We start from the raw sequence: 21354 nt of genomic DNA, 5'->3' as shown, positions 1-21354 counted from the left end.
ACGGGGAGGGGGTGAGGTCGGTCGTGACCGGAATGGGTGTGGAGGCAGGCGCGCAGGCCGCGCGGTCACGGGCGCTCGTCGTGCTGCGCATCCGCAGCCGCGCGCTGGCCGTCGCCCTGCTGCCCGCCGCCGTCGCCGTGATCCTGCTGGCGGGTGCCGCCACCGGCCGCCTCGTCGGCCCCGGCTGGGATGCCGCCCGCTGGATCCTGACGCCGGTCGCGGTCCTCGTGCTGCTCGCCGCCGCGGGTGTCGCCCTGGTCGTCGCCCGGGCCCGCCCCGCCATGAGCCCGACCATCCCGGTCAACGAGGAGGCGGCCCCCGACCTGTACCGGATGGTGCGCGACCTCGCCGACCGCCTCGACGTCCCCGCGCCCTCCGCGATAGCGCTCACACCGGACTGCGACAGCTGGCTGGAGGACCGCACGCACCGGGCCCACGGCCCGCCCCCCGCCGAGGAGCACGACGACATAGCGGGCGGTGGAACACACACCCACCGCCGTCACCCGGTCGCCCCCGTCCTCGTCATCGGCTCGCCCTTCCTGTGGTGGATGCGGGTCGGCGAGCTGCGCGCGGTCCTCGCCCCGGTCGTCGCCGGTACGGGCCCCTCGGCGCACCCGGACATAGCCGCCGCCCGGCGCTTCGTCCGCGGCCTGGACGCCGCGGTGGCCGTGGCCTCGGCGCCGCACCGCGGGCGCCTGTCGCGGGCCGGGCTGGCCGGTGTCGGCTGGGTGGCCCGGCTTCTGCTGCGCAGTTGCCGTGTGCACGCCGTCGAGTTGGAGCGGGGCGTGGCCGCCGCGGCCGCGGAGCGTGCACAGGCTGTGGATTACGGGCTGCGGATCGTCGCGCAGGAGCAGGTGGGCCTGGCGTACGCGGGCTGGGACCGGCTGCTGACCCGGGTGGCGCTGCCCGCCTGGCGGATGGGCCGCTGGCCGTCCCGGCTGGACGCCGGTGTGGTGGCGGCGCTCACGGAGCTGTCCCGGCGCGACCGCCTGGCCGAGGGCTTCGCCTCCCGTCTCGGTGAGCGGCCCGCCTGCGACCTGCTGGAGGAGCCGGGCGCGGTCGACGAGGCCGCCTCCCTCCTCGCCGCCCGCCTCTTCCACGGCGGCCCCGCGGGGCCCGGTCCCGACTGGTCGCCGGTGGGCTGGAGCGAGTATCCGGAGGAGGTCGTGGACCGCAAGTGGCGCGTCGACGCGGCCCGCCTTCACCGCGTCCTGGACACCATGGGCGTCCGCCCGGCCCCGGGAAGCACGGCCCCGAACACCGGCGGCCCGACCCTCTCCCGCGTCCTCGACCACCTGACGGACCGAGCGGACCGTCTGACGGACCAAGCCGGAGAGACCCCCTTCACCACCCGAAGTCCGGAACCACCCCGAAGCCCGGAACCACCCCCCGACGACGACGAAGAAGACCTCTCCGGCACCACCCCCCGCAGCGCCACCCTCGCCGCCCGGCTCAGCGCCGCACTGTCCCGCGAGGAGACCACCGCGACGCCGAGCCCGTCAGCCACCGCTCCCTCGACCGTCCCCTCCACCGCGGCCTCCTCACCCGCCGGTTCCCCGGCCACCCCGGACCCCGCCCTCTGGGACGACCGGACCCTCCCCCTCTTCCCCCTCCAGCCCCCGCGCACGGCCCGCGAACTGCTCGCCGACCACCTCACGGCGATGATCTGCTGCGCCGCGATGGACACCGCCGGTGCGACACCGGGCCTGGACTGGCTGGACGGCCCGACCCTCCTCCACAACGGCGAACGCACCGCCGACCTGGCGCCCAAGGTCCTCACCCTGATCGAGGACGGCGACTCCACCCCCCTGCGGGCCTGGCTGGCCGAGCTGGGGATACGCCCCGAGAAGCCGGTCCGGCTCGGCTGACCGCCGGAGCACCCGCTTCCGCTTCTGGCCAATTCGAAACGAACAGTGACGAAGTGCGCGCGTTATGTGATGTGCTTGGACCGTTCGCGCACATGGCAAGGGCTTGCGACATACGACAAGCACATAAGCACGACGGGACCGCACAGCCCCCAGAACGCAGCACAGGCCGCAGAACACGCAGACACCACACCAGTAGGCAACGCACACCAGCACGCACAACCACGGGGGCGAAGGGGAGGGGAAGCAACCATGGGTTCGGAGCAGATCCGCCGCTGGGAGTCGGGAGCGCTGGCGCACGTCGTGACGGATCCCTTCGGGCAGGGCCCCGTTCCGTGGCTGCGCGGAAACGTGACGTACATCGACGACAGTGGCCAGGTCGTCCCCTGGTACGTGGACCAGGATCCGGCCCAGGCCCCGAAGAAGGGCAGCCGCTCCGGCGGCCCCCGCGCGGCCGACGACGTCCACTGCCAGATCAAGGGCTTCACCTCCACCGGCGCGGTCGCGCCCGGCGAGGCCATCGACTTCCACATCACCGTCGACCCGCCCCAGGAGTTCGGCGTCGACATCTACCGCATCGGCCACTACGGCGGTGACGGCGCCGCGAAGATCACCACCAGCCCGCGCCTGTCCGGCATGGTGCAGCCCCCGCTGCTCACGGCGGACCGTACGGTCTCCTGCCACCACTGGTGGCTGTCCTGGCGGCTTCAGATCCCGTCGTACTGGAACATCGGCGCGTACGTCGCCGTCCTCACCACCGCCGACGGCTACCGCTCCCACGTCCCGTTCACGGTCCGCCACGACCAGCCCGCCGACCTGCTCCTCGTCCTGCCCGACATCACCTGGCAGGCGTACAACCTCTACCCGGAGGACGGCCGCACCGGCGCCAGCCTCTACCACGCCTGGGACGAGAAGGGCCGGCTGCTGGGCGAGTCCGAGGCCGCCACCACGGTCTCCTTCGACCGCCCGTACGCGGGCGCCGGCCTGCCCCTGCACGTCGGCCACGCCTACGACTTCATCCGCTGGGCCGAGCGCTACGGCTACGACGTCGCCTACGCCACCGCCGGCGACCTGCACGCGGGCCGCGTCGACCCCACCCGCTACCGAGGCCTGGTCTTCCCCGGCCACGACGAGTACTGGTCGGTCCCGATGCGCGGCGCCGTGGAGCTCGCCCGCGACGCCGGCACCTCGCTCGTGTTCCTCTCCGCCAACTCGATGTACTGGCAGGTGGAGCTGGGCCCCTCCCCGTCCGGCGTCCCCGACCGCCTGCTGACCTGCCGCAAGCGCAGGGGCCCCGGCAAGCCGGTGCTGTGGCGGGAGATCGACCGGGCGGAACAGCAGCTCATGGGCATCCAGTACGCCGGGCCCGTCCCCGTGCCCCATCCGCTGATCGTGCGCAACGCCGGCCACTGGCTGTGGGAGGCGACCGGGGCGCAGGAGGGGGACGAGATCGAGGGCATGGTGGCCGGCGAGGCCGACCGCTACTTCCCGCGCACCCCGCTGCCCGAGTACGAGGAGCGCGTGCTGCTCGCCCACTCCCCGTACACCGACAAGGAGGGCGCACCCCGCCACCAGGAGACGTCCCTGTACCGCGCCCCCTCCGGCGCCTGGGTCTTCGCATCCGGAACGTTCGCCTGGACCCCGGCCCTGGACCGCCCGGGCCACGTCGACCCCCGCATCCAACGGGCCACCGCAAACCTCCTCGACCGCATCTGCAAACGCGACTGACCCACTGTCCGTGATCAGTCCCGCGTACGGGAGAATCGACCCATAGGACAGAACCACGGGGAGGAACCGTGTCCGGATTCGTAGAGAAGCCCGAGCCGATCCAGGTTCCGGGCCTGGTGCATCTGCACACCGGAAAGGTGCGTGAGCTGTACCAGAACGAGGCGGGCGACCTCGTGATGGTGGCCAGCGACCGCATCTCCGCATTCGACTGGGTGCTGCCGACCGAGATCCCCGACAAGGGCCGGATCCTCACGCAGCTCTCCCTGTGGTGGTTCGACCAGCTCGCCGACCTGATCCCGAACCACGTCCTGAGCACCGAACTGCCCGCGGGCGCCCCCGCCGACTGGGCGGGCCGCACGCTCGTCTGCAAGTCCCTCCAGATGGTCCCCGTGGAGTGCGTGGCCCGCGGCTACCTGACCGGCTCGGGCCTGGTCGAGTACAACGAGTCGCGCACGGTCTGCGGCCTCGCCCTCCCGGAAGGCCTGGTCGACGGCAGTGAGCTGCCCGCCCCGATCTTCACCCCTGCCACCAAGGCCGCCGTCGGCGAGCACGACGAGAACGTCTCCTACGAGGAGGTCGCCCGCCAGGTCGGCGCCGACACCGCCGCCCGACTGCGCCAGGCGACCCTTGCCGCCTACTCCCGGGGCCGGGAAATCGCCCGTGACCGGGGCATCATCCTCGCGGACACGAAGTTCGAGTTCGGCTTCGACGGCGACTCCCTGGTCCTCGCGGACGAGGTCCTGACCGCGGACTCCTCCCGCTTCTGGCCGGCCGACCAGTGGCAGCCGGGCCGCGCGCAGCCGTCGTACGACAAGCAGTACGTCCGCGACTGGCTGACCTCGGCGGAGTCCGGCTGGGACCGCAGGAGCGAGCAGCCGCCGCCCGCGCTGGCGCAGCAGGTCGTCGACGCCACCCGCGCCAAGTACGTGGAGGCGTACGAGCGCCTGACCGGCACCAGCTGGACGTAGGACCTGGACCCAGGACACGGATAAGCCCCCCGGCCGGAACCGGGGGGCTTCTCGCTGGAGCGAACGACGAGGTTCGAACTCGCGACCTCAACCTTGGCAAGGTTGCGCTCTACCAACTGAGCTACGTTCGCATGCGCCGTGGCGCGAGAACCACTATACCCAACCTCGCTCCCGCGCGAGCCGCACCGCGGCATGCCGGTTCTCAGCCCCGAGCTTCGACACGGCCGACGACAGGTAGTTCCGCACGGTCCCCTGCGACAGCGCGGCCCGCTCCGCGATCTCGGCCACGGGCGCGCCGTCGGCTGCGAGTTCCAGCACCTCGGCCTCCCGGGCCGTCAGCGGCGAGTCCCCGGCGGCGATCGCGTCGGCGGCCAACTCGGGGTCGACGTAACGGTTCCCGGCGTGCACCGTGCGAATGAGCTCCGCGAGCCGCTGCGCACTCACGGTCTTCGGCACGAACCCCCGCACCCCGGCCTCCAGGGCCCGCTTCAGATGCCCGGGCCGCCCGTGGCTGGTGACGATGAGCACCTTGCAGCCGGGCAGTTCGGTGCGCAGGGATGTGGCGACCTTCACACCGTCGGCGCCGGGCATCTGGAGATCCAGTACGGCGACGTCGGGCTTGTGCGCCCGGGCCATCGCCATCGCCTCCGGCCCGGTGGCCGCCTCGGCGATGACCATGATGTCGTCCTCCAGCGACAGCAGCGCGGCGAGCGCGCCACGGATGAGGTGCTCGTCATCGGCGAGCAGCAGCCGCACGGGCTCCACGGCCGTCATGGCATGACCTCACTCACAGAACGCACAGCGGCTATGGACCCGGAAGGGCCGGAAGGGTCGGACTGCGACGGCAGCGAACTCTGCGACGGCAGTGGAATCTGTGCCGTCAGCCGGAACACCCCCTTGCCCGTAGGCCCGGCCTCCAGCGTCCCGTCGATCTCCGCCAGCCGCTCCCGCAGTCCTGCCAGCCCGGAGCCGGTCGAGTCGGACGACCCGTCCCCGGCCTCGGTGATCCCGTCGTTCTCCACGGACAACACCACGTGCCCCTCCAGCACCCGCAGCCTCACCGCACACCGCCGCGCGTCCCCGTGCCGCAGGACGTTCGTCGCGGCCTCCCGCACCACCCACCCCAGAGCGGACTGCACCCCGGCCGGCAGCCCCGCCGGGGTCCGCCCGCTCACCGTGCAGTCGATGCCGGCCGCGGTCAGCACGCCTTGCGCACCGGCGACTTCCGAGGTGAGGTCGGCCTCCCGGTAGCCCCGGACGACCTCGCGGACCTCCCGCTGCGACTCCTGCGCGAGCCGCTGCACCTCGACCATCTGCGCCACGGCCTCCGGTCGGTCCCGCTGGGCGAGCTGCACGGCCAGTTCGCTCTTGAGCGCGATGACGGCGAGGTTCCGCCCCATGACGTCGTGCAGATCCCGCCCGAACCGCAGCCGCTCCTCGGCGACGGCGAGCCGGGTCCGGGTCTCACGTGCCTCGTCGAGTTCATAGACGATGTTGAGCAGCCACACCGAGATGATGGCCGTGAAGGCCATGACCCCACCGCAGAACAGCACCATCACCGACGCGAGGAGCGATTCGCCCGCCGGGGCGCCCCGAGTGAACGCCACGGCCCAGGAGCCCGCAGCGAAGGCCCCGACGACGGCGAACACGCGCTTCCGCTCACGGATGCCGAGCGCGATGATGCCGGTCCCGACGATGACGACCACCCCGAAGGCCCCGCCCGCGGCGGTGTCCACGTGCTCGCCGTCCGGTCCGCGGTCCGCGATGCCGATCGCGGTGACGCCGACCGCGGCGGTGACGGCGGCCAGCGTCCACAGCAGCCGGACGGGCTGTGGCCGCCTGCCCCGCGTCCAGTCCAGCGACCGTGACACGGTGACGAAGCAGACCGCGGTGTGCACGCCCAGCACCAGCAGCAGCCCGGCCCCCGGCCACGCCCCCAGGGTGACCGCCATGAGCCCGACCGTGACGAACTCGACCACCGCGAAGAAGTGGAACGACCACCGCGTGTACGTCTCGACCTTCTCCGGCTTGCTCTGCCGCCGCCACCACCCGCCCGGCCCGCGCATCAGCCCGTCACTCCCCCTTCGGTCAGCGCCGCGGTTCCCAGCGGAACCACCGCCGTACAGCAAACACCGCGATGACGATCCAGACCACCGCCGTCGCGACGGCGCCCAGCGCCTCGGACACCGGCAGGTCGCCGGTCCAGCCGCCGCGCACCAGGGTGACGACGGGTGTCAGCGGCAGGAGTTCGCAGACGGAGGCCACCCGGTCCGGCAGCAGCTCCAGCGGGAAGAACATGCCGGAGCCCATCATCGAGATGATCAGCAGCGGCATGGGCGTGACCTGGGCGCTCTCGCCGGTCCTGGTGAAGCTCGCGGTGGCGGCGGCCAGCGCGGCACACATCACGAGCCCCGACAGCAGGCCGGCGACGGCCAGATGGGGCGCGGCCGGCGCGGGCAGATCCAGCAGGACCGAGCAGCCCACCGCCAGCACCAGGCACTGCACGAGCCCGGTGAGAACGGCCGGCAGCGCGGAACCGGCCAGGATCTCGACATCCCTCAGCTCACCGGTGCGCAGCCGCTTGAGGACCAGTTCCTCACGCCGGACGACGATGGCGCCGACGAGCACCGAGTAGACGGCGAACAGCAGGGAGAAGCCGACCGAGGCAGGCAGCACCAGGGTGCCGGTGCTCAGCCCGACTTCGGCGAGGTCCATCTCGTTGGACATCTGCGAGGTGGTGACCGGCAGTACCAGCGGTGCGAACAGCGCGGCGACGAGCGCGCCCTTGGTCCGCCCGAGCAGGGTCATTTCGGCACGGGCGAGCGCCGCCATCCGGCTCAGTGGAGTAGTCACCGCCGGCGCCGGGCGGGGGGTCGTGCGGGTGGCGCTCATGCCGCGTACTCCTTCGTCGTCATCCCCATGGCCTGCTGCGCGGAGACGCTCTTGGCGATCCCGAGGAACGCCTCCTCCAGGGAGGCCGACCGCACGTCCAGGCGGCGCAGCTCCACCCGGGCCCGCGCGGCCCACGTCAGCAGACCGGTGGCCGTCCGCTGCAGTTCACGGGTGCGGAGCCGGATGATCCGGCCGTCGGTCTCGTGCCCGGTCACGCCGAGCTCGCCGAGCGGCGGGAGATCGGCGACGAAGTAGCCCTCGGGCAGCTCGAAGGAGATCCGCGACGGTTCGGCGGCGGTCACCTCGGCCGGGGTCCCGGTGGTGGCGATGCGGCCCTCGTGCATGATCGCCAGCCGGTCGGCGAGGTGCTCGGCCTCCTCCAGGTAGTGCGTGGTCAGCAGCACCGTCGTACCGCCGTCGCGCAGCGCGCTCACCAACTCCCAGGTGTCGCGGCGGCCTTCCGCGTCAAGGCCGGTGGTCGGCTCGTCCAGGAAGAGCACTTCGGGGTCGCCGAGCAGCGCGAGGGCCAGATCCAGCCGGCGCCGCTGGCCACCGGACAACTGCTTGACCCGGGTGCCGGCCTTCGACTCCAGCCCGACCAGCGCCAGGACCTCCGCCGACGGCCGGGCCCCGCTCACGCATCCCGCCCACATCCGCGCGGTCTCCGCGACGGTCAGCTCGGACGGGAAGCCGCCTTCCTGGAGCATCACCCCGGTGCGGGGCCGTACGACGGCCCGGTCGGTGTACGGGTCGTGCCCGAGGACCCGCACCCGGCCGTCCGCAGGGGCCGCGAGTCCCTCCAGCAGTTCGACGGTCGACGTCTTGCCCGCGCCGTTGGTGCCCAACAGGGCGAAGATCTCCCCGCGTCGTACGGAAAAGCTGATTCCGCTTACCGCCTCGAACCCGCCCCCGTACACACGCCGCAGGTCAGTGACCTCAATCACGTGTTCGTGTCCGTTGGTTTCCATGTCTTCAGCGTCCCGGCCGCACGGCCCCGGGAGCAGTGCGCGCTGTCATCACTCGGCATGACAAATGTCAGAAGCGGAGAAGGAAACACGAAGAAGACCCCGGTCCATCAGGACCGGGGTCTCATTCCCGAGCGGACGACGAGGCTCGAACTCGCGACCTCAACCTTGGCAAGGTTGCGCTCTACCAACTGAGCTACGTCCGCATTTGCTCCCGACCGGCTCTCACCGATCGGTGCGGGCACCAGCCTACCTGATCCACAAGAGTGGTCGGTACTGGCGATGCAGAGCGGGTGACAGGAATCGCACACTGCGCCTTCCCCCTGGAAGGGGGATGTTCTACTACTGAACTACACCCGCGTGTTTCCGTGAGCCGGGCCTTTCGGCCTCGCCCCTCGGCGTGCTCCAGACTCTAGCTGATCAGCCGGGGTGCTGCGCAAGTCGGTTGCCGCGAGGGGCGGGTGACCGGTCGTCCGCCCGGTCTCACCGGGCGGTCACTGCGCGGCGGTGAACGCCTCGTAGACCCTCTTGGGAATGCGCCCGCGCGCGGGGACCTCCATCTTGTGGGCCTGGGCCCAGGCGCGCACGGCCGACGGGTCGGGGGCGACCTCCGTCTGCCGGTACGTCCTGCCCGAGCGGGACCGCTTGCGGCCGGCTTCCACGTAGGGCGCGAGCGCCTTCCGCAGTGCGCCGGCATTGACTTCGTTCAGGTCGATCTCGTACGACTTGCCGTCCAGTCCGAAGGCGATCGTTTCCGCCGCTTCCGAGCCGTCGATGTCGTCAAAGAGAGTGACCACGACCTTCTGCGCCACGAATATCGGTCCCTTCCTGCGGCACTTGCCAATTCATTTCTACAGTGCCTGGCAATGCAATGTGAAACCCGACTAAATCCTTCCGCGTGTCCGAACGCAATAGGTTTCGGGTGTCGACCCGGAATCTTTCCCGGAAATTTTCGTGTGTGGGCACGTTGATGCCGGATCGTGATGACCGTCACGTAGATTCCTACAAGTCGACGCGCGTAGAAATTTTGTGCGGGTAGTCTGAAGGAACCTGCTCAGCACCACACACCGGGAGTGCCAGTGGCACGCGTCGTAGTCGACGTCATGCTCAAGCCGGAGATCCTCGACCCCCAGGGCCAGGCGGTGCAGCGCGCACTGCCGCGGCTGGGTTTCGAAGGGATCTCGGATGTCCGCCAGGGAAAGCGTTTCGAACTGGAAGTTGACGGGCCGGTCGACGAGGCCGCCCTCGCCCGCATTCACGATCTTGCGGAGTCGTTCCTCGCGAACACCGTGATCGAGGACTTCACGGTCCGGGTCGAGGAAGTCGCGGAGGCCGTGAAGTGACCGCTCGTATTGGCGTCGTCACTTTCCCCGGCAGTCTGGACGACCGGGACACCCAGCGCGCGATCCGGCTCGCGGGCGCCGAGCCGGTCGCCCTGTGGCACAAGGACAAGGACCTCAAGCAGGTCGACGCCGTGGTGCTGTGCGGTGGTTTCTCCTACGGCGACTATCTGCGCGCCGGGGCCATCGCCCGTTTTTCGCCGGTCATGGAGCCGCTGATCGAGCAGGCGAAGGCCGGCCTTCCGGTCCTCGGCATCTGCAACGGCTTCCAGATCCTCACCGAGGCCCATCTGCTGCCCGGCACGATGCTGCGCAACAACCACCTGCACTTCATCTGCCGTGACCAGAAGCTGCGCGTGGAGAACGCCGAGACCGCCTGGACCAGCGACTACACCGCCGGCCAGGAGATCCACATCCCGCTGAAGAACATCGACGGGCAGTACGTCGCCGACCAGCGCACGCTGGACGCGCTGGAGTCCGAGGGCCGGGTCGCCTTCCGGTATCTGGACGTCAACCCCAACGGCTCGAACAACGACATCGCGGGTGTCACCAACGAGGCCGGCAACGTCGTGGGCCTCATGCCGCACCCCGAGCACGCCGTCGAGCCGCTGATCGGAACCGGTCGCAGCGACGGTCTCCCGTTCTTCACCTCGATCCTCAAGAAGCTGGTCAACGCATGAGCCGGACGCCTCTGGACACGGTCGAGCACGCGGCCGCGACCCCCGACGTCGAGCTGCCCTGGGCCGAACTGGGCCTGAAGAAGGACGAGTACGAGCGCGTGGTCGAGATCCTCGGCCGCCGGCCCACCGGTGCCGAGCTCGCCATGTACTCGGTGATGTGGTCGGAGCACTGCTCGTACAAGAGCAGCAAGGTGCACCTGCGCCAGTTCGGCGAGAAGGCACCCGAGAGCGACGCCCTGCTCGTCGGCATCGGCGAGAACGCCGGTGTGGTGGACGTCGGCCAGGGTTACGCGGTCACCTTCAAGGTCGAGTCGCACAACCACCCGTCGTACGTCGAGCCCTACCAGGGCGCGGCCACGGGTGTCGGCGGCATCGTCCGCGACATCATCGCCATGGGCGCCCGCCCGGTCGCGGTCGTCGACCCGCTGCGCTTCGGCGCCGCCGACCACCCCGACACCAAGCGTGTGCTGCCGGGTGTCGTCGCGGGCATCGGCGGCTACGGCAACTGCCTGGGTCTGCCCAACATCGGCGGCGAGGTCGTCTTCGACTCCTGCTACCAGGGCAACCCGCTGGTCAACGCCGGATGCATCGGCGTGATGCGGCACGAGGACATCCACCTCGCGAAGGCGTCCGGCGCGGGCAACAAGGTCATCCTGTACGGGGCCAGGACCGGCGGCGACGGCATCGGCGGCGCGTCGATCCTGGCCTCCGAGACGTTCGACGACGCCAAGCCCTCGAAGCGCCCGGCCGTCCAGGTCGGCGACCCCTTCCAGGAGAAGCTGCTCATCGAGTGCACCCTGGAGGCCTTCAGGGAGAAGCTGGTCGTCGGTATCCAGGACCTGGGTGCGGCGGGCCTGTCCTGCGCCACCTCGGAGCTGGCCTCCAACGGCTCCGGCGGCATGCGCGTCACCCTGGACGACGTCCCGCTGCGCGACTCCACGCTCTCTCCCGAGGAAATCCTCATGAGCGAGTCGCAGGAGCGCATGTGCGCGGTCGTCGAGCCGGAGAAGGTCGACCGCTTCCTGGAGATCTGCGAGAAGTGGGACGTCATCGCCACCGTCATCGGTGAGGTGACCGACGGCGACCGCCTGGAGATCTACTGGCACGGCGGCAAGATCGTCGACGTCGACCCGCGCACGGTGGCCCACGAGGGCCCGGTCTACGAGCGCCCTTACGCCCGCCCGTCCTGGCAGGACGCCCTCCAGGCGGACGACGCGAACAAGCTGCCGCGGCCGCGGACCTCAGAGGAGCTGAAGGACCAGGTCCTGAAGCTGGTCGGCTCCCCGAACCAGGCTTCCAAGTCCTGGATCACCTCCCAGTACGACCACTTCGTGCAGGGCAACACGGTCCTCGCCCAGCCCGAGGACTCCGGCATGATCCGGATCGACGAGGAGACCGGCCTCGGCGTGGCCCTGGCCACGGACGGCAACGGCCGGTACGCCAAGCTCGACCCGTACGCGGGCGCGCAGCTCGCGCTGGCGGAGGCGTACCGCAACGTCGCCACCACCGGCGCCAAGCCGCTCGCCGTCTCCGACTGCCTGAACTTCGGCTCGCCCGAGGACCCCGCGGTGATGTGGCAGTTCGCGGAGGCCGTGCGCGGTCTGGCGGACGCCTGCCGGCAGCTCGGCACCCCGGTGACCGGCGGCAACGTCTCGCTCTACAACCAGACGGGCGAGGCGGCCATCCACCCGACCCCGGTGGTCGCGGTCCTGGGCGTCATCGACGACGTCGCCCGTCGCACGCCGGTCGCCTTCCAGGAGGAGGGCCAGCTCCTCTACCTCCTCGGCGACACGCGTGAGGAGTTCGGCGGTTCGGCCTGGTCGCAGGTCGTCCACGACCACCTCGGCGGCCTTCCCCCGAAGGTCGACCTGGAGCGCGAGCGCCTGCTCGCCGAGATCCTGATCGCCGCCTCCCGCGACGGCATGATCGACTCCGCGCACGACCTGTCCGACGGCGGCCTGATCCAGGCGGTCGTCGAGTCGGCGCTGCTCGGCGGCAAGGGCGCCCGCCTGATCGTCCCGGACGGTCTGGACGCCTTCACCTTCCTCTTCTCCGAGTCGGCGGGCCGCGCCGTCGTGGCCGTGCCGCGTTCGGAGGAGGTCCGCTTCAACGACATGTGCGGTGCGCGGGGCCTGCCGGCCACCCGCATCGGTGTCGTGGACGGCGACTCGGTGGACGTCCAGGGCGAGTTCACGCTCTCCCTGGCCGAGCTGCGCGAGACCCACGAGGGGACGATCCCGGCGCTGCTGGCGTAGCGACGGAGACAGCAACGACGACGGAGGCCCCGCCGGTCATGGCGACCGGCGGGGCCTTCGCATGTTCCGGGACCCCGCTTGCCGGCCGCGTGCTCGCTCCCGGTCAGGCCCGGAGGCTCTTGCGCGTAATTACGTAGTTCCGTAATCTCGACGGAATGGAACTGGAGCAACGTGTCGACGACCTCGAGCGCCGGCTGGCGGCCCTGGAAGGCGCCCACCGCGCCGGACCCCGCCTCGACGCCGGCGACTTCTGGGCCCTGAACGGGCTGAAGGAGCAGTTGTCCGAGCTGGAAGCCGCCGACGGAGGCGTCCTCTACACCGGCTTCGTACGCCTGCCAGGGGGCGAGGAGCACGCGTGGCAGATGGGGACGCTGACGGAAGGGCTGATGGAGGACGACTGGAGCCCGGTCGCCGAGTCGTTCGCGGCGCTCGGCCACCCGGTCCGGCTGCGGCTGCTCCGCGAGATCCTCGGCGGCCGGCGCACCGCGGCGGAACTCGCCGAGCTGGACGAGGTCGGCACGACCGGCCAGATCTACCACCACCTGCGCCAGCTCACCGGCACCGGCTGGCTGCGCACGACCGTCCGGGGCCGCTACGAGGTGCCGTCGGAGCGGGTCGTACCACTGCTGGTGGCGGTGACGACGGCACGCCCGTGACGGCGACCGAACCGGGGGAGAGTATGTCCGCACGCAAGCTCGGCATGGTGACCTTCCAGGGCCTTCAGCTGGCCTTCATCGCGCTGGTGATCGCCCACATCTGCTTAGGCTGGGGCTACGACATCTTGTGGAACTGCCTGTTGCCGGCCCTCGCGTACGTCGTCGTCGTGGTCGCCAACCGGTGAGGCGGTGCCCCCGACAGCCCTCGCCGGGCACGGGAGCCGGTCGAGGTCGCCCCGCCCGTCACCGGCCGCTGGTCCGCGCTGAACAGCCCGGCCGACCGCACCCCGAGTCACGGCATCCACGCCCACGGGCAGTCGTACGCCATCGACATCCTCGCCGAGCCCGAGCCGGGCTCCCGCCCCGCGTTCCGCCCGCTGTGGCCGCTCGCCCGCCGCCCCCAGGCCTTCCCGGCCTTCGGCGCCCCGATCCTCGCGGTCGCCGAGGGCACCGTCGTACGGGCCGCCGACGGCCGGCGCGACCACCTGAGCCGCAACTCGCTGCCGGGCCTGCTGTACCTGATGCTCATCGAGGGCTCGGTCCGAGAGATGTCCGGCGTCCGCCACATCCTCGGCAACCCCGAGGGCGAGCGCGTGCACGCCGGGCAGGTACGAGGCGCCCCCGGCAGCCGTGAAGGCACACGTGGACAGCCCTGACTCGCCTTTTAGGCTGACGCCATGCCCCCGGCCAAGAAGCGCACCCGCAGCTACGACCCCGCCAAGATCCGCACGGCCGTGTTCGCCCAGTTCGGGAACGTACGGCAGGCCGTCCGCGCCCTCGGCCCCGAGCAGTTGGCGCGGCAGACGCGGCTCGGTGACTGGACGGTCAGGGAGCTGGCGGCGCACGTGACGCTGGCAGTGGAGAGCGTCAGCCGCAACCTCGACCGCGAGGAGCCGGCGAAGCCTGAGCTCGCCCTCCTGGACTGGCCCTTCGCCACCGCCGCCCGCGCCGCCGGCATCGCCGACGACACCCGGCAGCTCGCCGAGGCCCACCCCGACCTCGACGCCCTCTACGCCTGCACCGGGGAGAGCCTCACCGAGAAGCTGGCGGACGCCCCCGGCACCCGCCTGCTCGCCACACGCACCGGCGCCATGACCCTCGCCGACTACCTGGTCACCCGCACCGTCGAACTCGTCGTCCACACCGACGACCTCAACGCCGCCGTCCCCGGCCTGGACATCCCCTACGACCGTCAGGCCCTCGCCGCCTGCACCCGGCTGCTCGCCGACGCGCTGGCGGCTAAGGCACCCGGGGGCTCGACGGAGGTACGGGTTCCGCCGTACGCCGTGGTGCAGTGCGTCGAGGGCCCGAGGCACACCCGGGGCACCCCGCCCAACGTCGTCGAGACGGACCCGCTGACCTGGATCCGGCTGGCGACCGGACGGCTGGACTGGGCACAGGCGCTCCGGGACGCCCAGGTCAGCGCCAGCGGGGAGCGGGCGGATCTGTCGGCCCACCTGCCGCTCATGGCATAGGCGCTCAGGCAGCAGAAGGAACACGCGCGCCGTAAGGGGAACCGATCCCCCCGGGTCCCCCGTCGAAGTGGCATGGACAGGCAGAAGCAGCGCATGACCCTGACGGCCGCCGCCATGCTCGTCCCGCTCATGGCGGGCTGCGGCAACGAGAAGGCGGACAGCGGCAGTGGTTCGGTCGGTGCCGAGCAGCCGGTGACGGGCGTGCGGTGGAGCGTGGACAGCGTCACCACGGACGGCAGGACCCACAAGGCCCCGACCGGCGCCCACGTGACCATCGACAAGGGCCGGGCCGAGGGCAGCTTCGGCTGCAACAAGTTCGGCGCCGAGGCCACCGTCGACGGCGACCGCATCCGGCTCAGCAAGACCATGGCCACGGAGATGGCCTGCGAGAACAAGCCGATGGAGTTCGAGGAGACCCTCGCCCGCACCCTCTCCGACCGGGAGTTCAAGGCCCGGGTGGACGGCGAGCGCCTCACCCTGACGACCGACCAGGGGGACACCGTCCGCCTGACCGAGGCCGAGGACGCCCCGCTGAGCGGCACCAAGTGGACCGTCACGACCCCGCGGACCGACGGCCGCGCCCACCTCACCTTCGACGAGAAGAAGGGCACCGTCGCCGGCAGCCTCGGCTGCAACAAGGTCAACGCCGAGGCCACCGTCCGCGACGGCCATATCACCCTCGGCCCCCCGTCCACGACCCGAATGATGTGCGAAGACTCACTCATGTCCGACGAGAAGGCCCTGCTGCGACTTTTCGACGGGAAGCTGAAGTACGGAGTCGATCACCAAACTCTGACGCTGACCAGCGAAAACGGCACGAGTGTCCGAGCCGTCGCCGAGCAGTGATCCACTGAAAAGTCCGGTATCCCCAATTCGGACCAGTGGACGACCTCGCCTACACTCGGTGGCGTGCCACGTGGTGACGGACGACTCAACCACGACCTGCTCCCCGGTGAGAAGGGCCCCCAGGATGCTTGCGGCGTCTTCGGTGTCTGGGCTCCGGGCGAAGAGGTCGCCAAGCTCACGTACTTCGGGCTCTACGCCCTCCAGCATCGAGGCCAGGAATCCGCGGGAATCGCGGTCAGCAACGGCTCACAGATCCTCGTCTTCAAGGACATGGGCCTGGTTTCCCAGGTCTTCGACGAGACCTCGCTCGGTTCGCTCCAGGGTCACATCGCGGTCGGTCACGCCCGCTACTCGACCACCGGCGCCTCCGTGTGGGAGAACGCCCAGCCGACGTTCCGTGCGACCGCGCACGGCTCCATCGCGCTCGGCCACAACGGCAACCTCGTCAACACCGCCCAGCTCGCCGAGATGGTCGCCGACCTGCCCAAGCAGGAGGGCGGCCGTACCCCGCGCGTCGCGGCCACCAACGACACCGACCTGCTCACCGCGCTCCTCGCGGCCCAGGTCGACGAGGACGGCAAGCCGCTGACCATCGAGGAAGCGGCCGGCCAGGTCCTTCCGCAGGTGCGCGGCGCCTTCAGCCTCGTCTTCATGGACGAGAACACCCTCTACGCGGCCCGCGACCCGCAGGGCATCCGCCCGCTGGTCCTCGGCCGTCTTGAGCGCGGCTGGGTCGTCGCCTCCGAGTCCGCCGCCCTCGACATCTGCGGCGCCTCCTACGTCCGCGAGATCGAGCCGGGCGAGTTCGTCGCCATCGACGAGAACGGCCTGCGCGCGTCGCGATTCGCGGATGCGAAGCCCAAGGGCTGTGTCTTCGAGTACGTGTACCTGGCCCGCCCGGACACCGACATCGCCGGCCGGAACGTCTACCTCTCCCGCGTGGAGATGGGCCGCAAGCTCGCGAAGGAAGCCCCGGTCGAGGCCGACCTGGTGATAGCGACCCCGGAGTCCGGCACCCCGGCGGCCATCGGCTACGCCGAGGCCTCGGGCATCCCCTTCGGTGCCGGCCTGGTGAAGAACGCCTACGTCGGACGTACGTTCATCCAGCCCTCGCAGACCATCCGCCAGCTGGGCATCCGCCTGAAGCTGAACCCGCTGAAGGAAGTCATCAAGGGCAAGCGCCTGGTCGTCGTCGACGACTCGATCGTGCGCGGCAACACCCAGCGGGCCCTGGTCCGCATGCTCCGCGAGGCGGGCGCAGCCGAGGTCCACATCCGGATCTCCTCACCGCCCGTGAAGTGGCCCTGCTTCTTCGGCATCGACTTCGCCACCCGCGCCGAGCTCATCGCCAACGGCATGACGATCGAGGAGATCGGCACCTCGCTGGGCGCCGACTCCCTGGCGTACATCTCCATCGACGGCATGATCGAGGCGACCACCATCGCCAAGCCGAACCTGTGCCGCGCCTGCTTCGACGGCGAGTACCCGATGGACCTCCCGGACCCCGAGCTGCTCGGCAAGCAGCTCCTGGAGACGGAGCTGGCCGCCGGCCCGGCCGCCACGGCCGCCGCCGACGCGATCCGCCGCCCGTAGGCAGCCCGCAATACCTGCTGTACGACACGAAGGTTCTCATTAGCCATGTCTGAGACAACTGGTGCCAGCTACGCAGCCGCGGGCGTCGACATCGAAGCGGGCGACCGCGCCGTCGAGCTGATGAAGGAGTGGGTGAAGAAGGCCCAGCGCCCCGAGGTCCTCGGCGGCCTCGGCGGCTTCGCCGGCCTCTTCGACGCCTCCGCCCTGAAGAACTACGAGCGGCCCCTGCTCGCCTCGGCCACGGACGGCGTCGGCACCAAGGTCGACATCGCCCGCCGGCTGGGCGTCTACGACACCATCGGCCACGACCTGGTCGCCATGGTCATGGACGACATCGTGGTGTGCGGCGCCGAGCCGCTGTTCATGACCGACTACATCTGTGTGGGCAAGGTCCACCCCGAGCGTGTCGCCGCCATCGTCAAGGGCATCGCCGAGGGCTGTGTGCTGGCCGGCTGCGCCCTGGTGGGCGGCGAGACGGCCGAGCACCCGGGCCTGCTGGGGGAGGACGACTTCGACGTCGCCGGTGCCGGTACGGGCGTCGTGGAGGCCGACCGGCTGCTCGGCGCGGATCGTATCCGGACGGGTGACGCGGTGGTCGCCATGGCGTCCTCCGGTCTTCACTCGAACGGATACTCCCTCGTCCGGCATGTCCTGCTGAACCAGGCCGGCCTCGCCCTGGACACCCACATCGACGAGCTCGGCCGCACCCTCGGCGAGGAACTGCTGGAGCCGACGAAGATCTACTCGCTGGACTGCCTGGCCCTGATGCGCACCACCGAGGTGCACGCCTTCAGCCACGTCACCGGCGGCGGACTCGCGGCCAACCTCGCCCGGGTCATCCCGGACGAGCTGCACGCGATCGTCGACCGCTCCACCTGGGCCCCGGGCCCGGTCTTCGACCTCGTCGGCCGGACGGGCAGCGTCGAGCGCCTGGAGCTGGAGAAGACCCTGAACATGGGCGTCGGCATGATCGCGATCGTGCCGCAGGAGTCCACGGACGTGGCCCTGGCGACCCTGGCCGACCGTGGCGTGGACGCCTGGGTGGCAGGCGAGATCACGGACCGGGGCGAGCACACCACCGGCGCCGCCCTGATCGGTGACTACGCGAACTGAGGCACGGAGGGCCGTAACCCTGCGGGCAGCACAGAACCCGGTCGGTGACCGAAGTCACCGACCGGGTAAATGCTCAGTGCAAGGTCAAGCGCCGCGACGGTGCTGCGAAGACTGGTCGTCCTCGTCCTCATCGTCGTCCTCGTAGAGGTCGGCGTACCGTGCGTACAGGTCGTCGTCCTGATCATCGTCCTCGAACGGCCCGCCGTTAGGCGGCTGCGGATTCGAAGGCGATGCACCCAGCTCCTCGGCCAGGCGTGAGAGGTCAGTCCCACCGCTGTTGTACTTCAGCTGGCGGGCGACCTTCGTCTGCTTGGCCTTGGCCCGGCCGCGCCCCATGGCTCGACCCCCTCAACGACGGGGCTCGACGGCCCCAGAGTCTTGACACGCGTTCATGGTCCGGCACGGACTCTCCGCGGAGAGACCGGTCCGTAGGGCTTCCACGGTACCTGAGCCCGCGCCCATACGGTACGTCGCCCGCATGACGTGCCCGCGCCCAGGACCTTCGAGGCGCCCCGTCCTCGCTGGTCAACCGCGATTTTAACCACTTATCGGCGGTCGACCCGCCGGTAGAAGTGAGAGTTCTCTCTAACTGCCCACCGACGGGTACCGGCCAAACGTACGAGGACGCTTTCGAATCAGCGCGCCCGGCGGGCCATGGCCGCGTCGTGCATGCGCTGCTCGGCGATCCGGTCGGCCGCTGCAGCCGGCGGAATGCCGTCGTCCTTCGCACGTGCGAATATGGCCAGCGTGGTGTCGAAGATCTTCGCCGCCTTCGCCTTGCACCGTTCGAAGTCGAAGCCGTGCAACTCGTCGGCCACCTGGATGACACCGCCGGCGTTCACCACGTAGTCCGGCGCGTAGAGCATCCCGCGGTCGGCGAGGTCCTTCTCCACGCCCGGGTGGGCGAGCTGGTTGTTGGCGGCGCCGCAGACCACCTCGGCGGTCAGCACCGGCACGGTGTCGTCGTCCAGCGCCCCGCCCAGCGCGCAGGGGGCGTAGATGCCCAGACCGTCGATGCGGATCAGCTCGTCGGTGTCCTGCACGGCCATGACGTCCCGGTGCCGCTCGGTGATCCGCCGTACGGCGTCCTCGCGCACGTCAGTGACGAAGACCTCGGCGCCCTCCTTCACCAGGTGCTCCACCAGGTGGTGGCCGACCTTGCCGACGCCGGCGATGCCGACCCGCTTCGCGCGCAGCGAGGGGTCGCCCCACAGGTGCTGCGCGCAGGCCCGCATGCCCTGGTAGACGCCGTAGGCGGTGAGGACGGAGGAGTCCCCGGCGCCGCCGTGCTCCGGGGAGCGGCCGGTGGTCCAGCGGCACTCGCGGGCCACGACGTCCATGTCGGCGACGTACGTGCCGACGTCGCAGGCGGTGACGTACCGGCCGCCGAGGGAGGCGACGAACCGGCCGTAGGCGAGGAGCAGCTCCTCGGTCTTGATCCGCTCCGGGTCGCCGATGATCACGGCCTTGCCGCCGCCGTGGTCGAGACCGGCCATGGCGTTCTTGTACGACATCCCGCGGGCGAGGTTCAGCGCGTCGGCGACGGCCTCGGCCTCGTTCGCGTACGGGTAGAAGCGCGTACCGCCGAGCGCGGGGCCCAGGGCGGTGGAGTGGATGGCGATGACGGCCTTGAGGCCGCTCGCGCTGTCCTGGCAGAGCACGACTTGCTCATGACCGCCCTGGTCCGAGTGGAACAGGGTGTGCAGTACATCAGCAGGTGCGCCGGTTACGTCGGTCACTGTGGTGACTCCTGAGTAAATTGCGGCGGGTGGAGACCAGCTCCCGTGCGGGTGGCGGGGCTGTTGAGCACGAGATTAGAGCCTGGTGGGCCCGTCGGCCGCACAGTGCTCAGGATCACCTCCGACCGGAGTACACCCGTGCGACGATTTGCATAGATTTCCCGCGCGTTTGTGAGTGGGTTCCGCAGGTTTTCGCGACGATGGGCGGGGGAGGGAGCAGGCGTGCCCAAGGTGTCCTCGGTGATCGTCCCCTACGCGACCTATCTGCGCGTGTACGAACCGCTGGCCGCCTTCCCGGAACCGGAGCGCAGCCACTGGGCCCGCTACGCCCGCCGTCCGGACCGTCCCTCGTACCAGGACGAACTGCGCCGCGCCCTGGCCGACTTGGCGCCCACCCCACCGGTCCTGGTGCCGGTGCACGAGAGCCAGGACGCTTTCGTCCTGGACGTGGACGGCGTCGTCTGTGTCTGCCCCTGGCGCACCCGGCTGCGCGGCTGGCAGGCCCTGGAGGAGCTCTCCGAGGAGCTGCCGCCGCCGGTCCTGGACGCGGTCCTGCCGCCCTTCCTGCGCCGCCAGGCGGCCCAGGACTACGAGCGCTGGCTGGCGGAGAACCCGGACGCCCGGCCGTGGATCCGGACGGCGACCTGGCAGGTGCCGATCAACTGGTTCGTGCTGGTCGCCGACGAGGAGCGCGAGTACGACAAGGGCGACAGCGTGGACAGCCCGCCGGTGCTGCGCTACCGCACACCCATGGTCCAGGCCCGGCGGCGCGTCGCCCGGGGCCTGCGGGCGCTGAAGGAGGCCATGGACGAGGGGCCGCTGATCGACGGCCTGGTGGACGTCGGGCGCTGGCTGGAGGAGTTCCACCCGCGCTCGCTCGTGGAGCTGGACTACGGCGGCCTGGTGCACGCCGTGCCGACCGGGGCGCTGGAGGGCGACCACTCGGCCGCGGACGTGGCCGAGGGCATCGCGGCGCTGCGCCGCGGCGACGGGGCGGCCGCCGGGGAGGCGTACGCACGTCTGGTGGAGCGGTGGCGTTCCGTGCGGGATCTGCGGTCGGCGAACTGACCTCTGACCTTCGGTCCCTACGGACCGCTCGCGGTCGGTCACGAACAGGCGTTTGACGTACCGCCCGTTTTGGGGTTTCGTCCTCGCACCGACGTTCCTGAAGTGCACTCCGCGTTTCCTGACGCTTTGTCAACAACGGACGTAGGTCCCGATCCGGGCGTACCTCCCAAG

General features: G+C 70.7%; 19 protein-coding genes, 3 tRNA genes and 1 pseudogene. 13 read left to right on the top strand and 10 right to left on the bottom strand.

The features are described 5' to 3' along the window. Nucleotides 1-32 precede the first annotated feature (32 nt). The 3 genes from ACIBNA_RS08260 to ACIBNA_RS08250 all read left to right on the top strand — a co-directional run bounded on the left by ACIBNA_RS08260 (nt 33) and on the right by ACIBNA_RS08250 (nt 4561). Entirely contained in the window at nt 33-1868 is a 1836-nt protein-coding gene (locus ACIBNA_RS08260; RefSeq protein WP_399164708.1) for a hypothetical protein, read from the top strand. 249 nt (nt 1869-2117) lie between these two features. Further along, on the top strand, nt 2118-3593 hold the full coding sequence (locus ACIBNA_RS08255) for a N,N-dimethylformamidase beta subunit family domain-containing protein (RefSeq protein WP_399164442.1): 1476 nt from the start codon (nt 2118-2120) through the stop codon (nt 3591-3593). Between the two features lie 68 nt (nt 3594-3661). After that, the gene (locus tag ACIBNA_RS08250) at nt 3662-4561 is read left to right on the top strand and encodes a phosphoribosylaminoimidazolesuccinocarboxamide synthase (RefSeq protein ID WP_399164441.1); all 900 of its coding nucleotides are present in this window, start codon (nt 3662-3664) and stop codon (nt 4559-4561) included. A gap of 55 nt (nt 4562-4616) precedes the next feature. Here the strand turns inward: ACIBNA_RS08250 and ACIBNA_RS08245 are convergent. The 8 genes from ACIBNA_RS08245 to ACIBNA_RS08210 all read right to left on the bottom strand — a co-directional run bounded on the left by ACIBNA_RS08245 (nt 4617) and on the right by ACIBNA_RS08210 (nt 9230). Beyond that, nucleotides 4617-4692 (bottom strand) — tRNA-Gly (locus ACIBNA_RS08245). Nucleotides 4693-4714: 22 nt separating this feature from the next. After that, nucleotides 4715-5335 carry a response regulator gene (locus tag ACIBNA_RS08240; protein ID WP_399164440.1) on the bottom strand — a complete coding sequence of 207 codons (621 nt, stop codon included), beginning with the start codon at nt 5333-5335 and terminating at the stop codon, nt 4715-4717. Continuing rightward, nucleotides 5332-6627 (bottom strand): sensor histidine kinase, encoded by a 1296-nt coding sequence (locus ACIBNA_RS08235; protein WP_399164439.1) that lies wholly within the window; start codon nt 6625-6627, stop codon nt 5332-5334. Before ACIBNA_RS08235 ends, ACIBNA_RS08240 begins: the two co-directional genes overlap by 4 nt. 22 nt (nt 6628-6649) lie before the next feature. Next, nucleotides 6650-7453 carry an ABC transporter permease gene (locus ACIBNA_RS08230; RefSeq protein WP_399164438.1) on the bottom strand — a complete coding sequence of 268 codons (804 nt, stop codon included), beginning with the start codon at nt 7451-7453 and terminating at the stop codon, nt 6650-6652. After that, nucleotides 7450-8421 carry an ABC transporter ATP-binding protein gene (locus tag ACIBNA_RS08225; RefSeq protein WP_399164437.1) on the bottom strand — a complete coding sequence of 324 codons (972 nt, stop codon included), beginning with the start codon at nt 8419-8421 and terminating at the stop codon, nt 7450-7452. The genes ACIBNA_RS08230 and ACIBNA_RS08225 overlap by 4 nt, the downstream gene beginning before the upstream one ends. A gap of 130 nt (nt 8422-8551) precedes the next feature. Beyond that, a tRNA-Gly gene (locus ACIBNA_RS08220) sits at nt 8552-8624 on the bottom strand. A gap of 82 nt (nt 8625-8706) precedes the next feature. Continuing rightward, nucleotides 8707-8778, bottom strand: a tRNA-Gly gene (locus ACIBNA_RS08215). 134 nt (nt 8779-8912) lie between these two features. After that, nucleotides 8913-9230, bottom strand: a complete 318-nt coding sequence (locus tag ACIBNA_RS08210; protein ID WP_399164436.1) for an Lsr2 family protein — start codon at nt 9228-9230, stop codon at nt 8913-8915. Between the two features lie 267 nt (nt 9231-9497). Between ACIBNA_RS08210 and purS the strand changes: the two genes are divergently transcribed. From purS to purM, 9 genes and pseudogenes are all read left to right on the top strand, one after another. Beyond that, complete coding sequence (purS, locus tag ACIBNA_RS08205) at nt 9498-9761, top strand: phosphoribosylformylglycinamidine synthase subunit PurS (protein ID WP_010045045.1); 264 nt, start codon at nt 9498-9500, stop codon at nt 9759-9761. Then, on the top strand, nt 9758-10438 hold the full coding sequence (purQ, locus tag ACIBNA_RS08200) for a phosphoribosylformylglycinamidine synthase subunit PurQ (RefSeq protein ID WP_274817449.1): 681 nt from the start codon (nt 9758-9760) through the stop codon (nt 10436-10438). The genes purS and purQ overlap by 4 nt, the downstream gene beginning before the upstream one ends. Beyond that, complete coding sequence (gene purL, locus ACIBNA_RS08195; RefSeq protein ID WP_399164435.1) at nt 10435-12693, top strand: phosphoribosylformylglycinamidine synthase subunit PurL; 2259 nt, start codon at nt 10435-10437, stop codon at nt 12691-12693. Before purQ ends, purL begins: the two co-directional genes overlap by 4 nt. A gap of 155 nt (nt 12694-12848) precedes the next feature. Next, nucleotides 12849-13349, top strand: a complete 501-nt coding sequence (locus ACIBNA_RS08190; RefSeq protein WP_399164434.1) for an ArsR/SmtB family transcription factor — start codon at nt 12849-12851, stop codon at nt 13347-13349. 23 nt (nt 13350-13372) lie between these two features. Continuing rightward, a pseudogene (locus tag ACIBNA_RS08185) lies at nt 13373-13978 on the top strand (M23 family peptidase); the annotation flags it as partial. A gap of 48 nt (nt 13979-14026) precedes the next feature. After that, entirely contained in the window at nt 14027-14824 is a 798-nt protein-coding gene (locus ACIBNA_RS08180; RefSeq protein ID WP_399164433.1) for a sterol carrier family protein, read from the top strand. 72 nt (nt 14825-14896) lie between these two features. Beyond that, nucleotides 14897-15670 (top strand): META domain-containing protein, encoded by a 774-nt coding sequence (locus ACIBNA_RS08175; protein ID WP_399164432.1) that lies wholly within the window; start codon nt 14897-14899, stop codon nt 15668-15670. 63 nt (nt 15671-15733) lie between these two features. After that, complete coding sequence (purF, locus tag ACIBNA_RS08170; RefSeq protein WP_399164431.1) at nt 15734-17263, top strand: amidophosphoribosyltransferase; 1530 nt, start codon at nt 15734-15736, stop codon at nt 17261-17263. Nucleotides 17264-17308: 45 nt separating this feature from the next. Then, entirely contained in the window at nt 17309-18376 is a 1068-nt protein-coding gene (purM, locus tag ACIBNA_RS08165) for a phosphoribosylformylglycinamidine cyclo-ligase (protein WP_399164430.1), read from the top strand. Nucleotides 18377-18460: 84 nt separating this feature from the next. Here the strand turns inward: purM and ACIBNA_RS08160 are convergent, their stop codons facing one another. Next, entirely contained in the window at nt 18461-18712 is a 252-nt protein-coding gene (locus ACIBNA_RS08160) for a DUF3073 domain-containing protein (RefSeq protein ID WP_020277200.1), read from the bottom strand. Nucleotides 18713-19011: 299 nt separating this feature from the next. Next, a complete protein-coding gene (locus ACIBNA_RS08155; RefSeq protein ID WP_399164429.1) occupies nt 19012-20115 on the bottom strand; it encodes a Leu/Phe/Val dehydrogenase in 1104 nt (367 codons plus the stop codon). 222 nt (nt 20116-20337) lie between these two features. Here ACIBNA_RS08155 and ACIBNA_RS08150 point away from each other — a divergent pair, with 222 nt between their 5' ends. Then, nucleotides 20338-21183, top strand: coding sequence for a hypothetical protein (locus ACIBNA_RS08150; RefSeq protein ID WP_399164428.1), 846 nt, complete (start codon nt 20338-20340; stop codon nt 21181-21183). Nucleotides 21184-21354 lie beyond the last annotated feature (171 nt).

Origin of the sequence: Streptomyces sp. NPDC050164, assembly GCF_044459945.1 — a bacterium.
GTDB classification, from domain to species: Bacteria; Actinomycetota; Actinomycetes; order Streptomycetales; family Streptomycetaceae; genus Streptomyces; species Streptomyces coeruleorubidus_A.
This window is presented reverse-complemented; position numbering and strand designations above follow the sequence as displayed.

Coding starts and splice junctions, on each gene's coding strand:
- ACIBNA_RS08175 (WP_399164432.1), top strand. CDS start 14,897: ATGGACAGGCAGAAGCAGCGCATGACCCTGACGGCCGCCGCCATGCTC.
- ACIBNA_RS08240 (WP_399164440.1), bottom strand. CDS start 5,335: ATGACGGCCGTGGAGCCCGTGCGGCTGCTGCTCGCCGATGACGAGCAC.
- purL (WP_399164435.1), top strand. CDS start 10,435: ATGAGCCGGACGCCTCTGGACACGGTCGAGCACGCGGCCGCGACCCCC.
- purM (WP_399164430.1), top strand. CDS start 17,309: ATGTCTGAGACAACTGGTGCCAGCTACGCAGCCGCGGGCGTCGACATC.
- ACIBNA_RS08160 (WP_020277200.1), bottom strand. CDS start 18,712: ATGGGGCGCGGCCGGGCCAAGGCCAAGCAGACGAAGGTCGCCCGCCAG.
- ACIBNA_RS08225 (WP_399164437.1), bottom strand. CDS start 8,421: ATGGAAACCAACGGACACGAACACGTGATTGAGGTCACTGACCTGCGG.
- ACIBNA_RS08260 (WP_399164708.1), top strand. CDS start 33: ATGGGTGTGGAGGCAGGCGCGCAGGCCGCGCGGTCACGGGCGCTCGTC.
- ACIBNA_RS08235 (WP_399164439.1), bottom strand. CDS start 6,627: ATGCGCGGGCCGGGCGGGTGGTGGCGGCGGCAGAGCAAGCCGGAGAAG.
- ACIBNA_RS08180 (WP_399164433.1), top strand. CDS start 14,027: ATGCCCCCGGCCAAGAAGCGCACCCGCAGCTACGACCCCGCCAAGATC.
- ACIBNA_RS08230 (WP_399164438.1), bottom strand. CDS start 7,453: ATGAGCGCCACCCGCACGACCCCCCGCCCGGCGCCGGCGGTGACTACT.
- ACIBNA_RS08190 (WP_399164434.1), top strand. CDS start 12,849: ATGGAACTGGAGCAACGTGTCGACGACCTCGAGCGCCGGCTGGCGGCC.
- ACIBNA_RS08255 (WP_399164442.1), top strand. CDS start 2,118: ATGGGTTCGGAGCAGATCCGCCGCTGGGAGTCGGGAGCGCTGGCGCAC.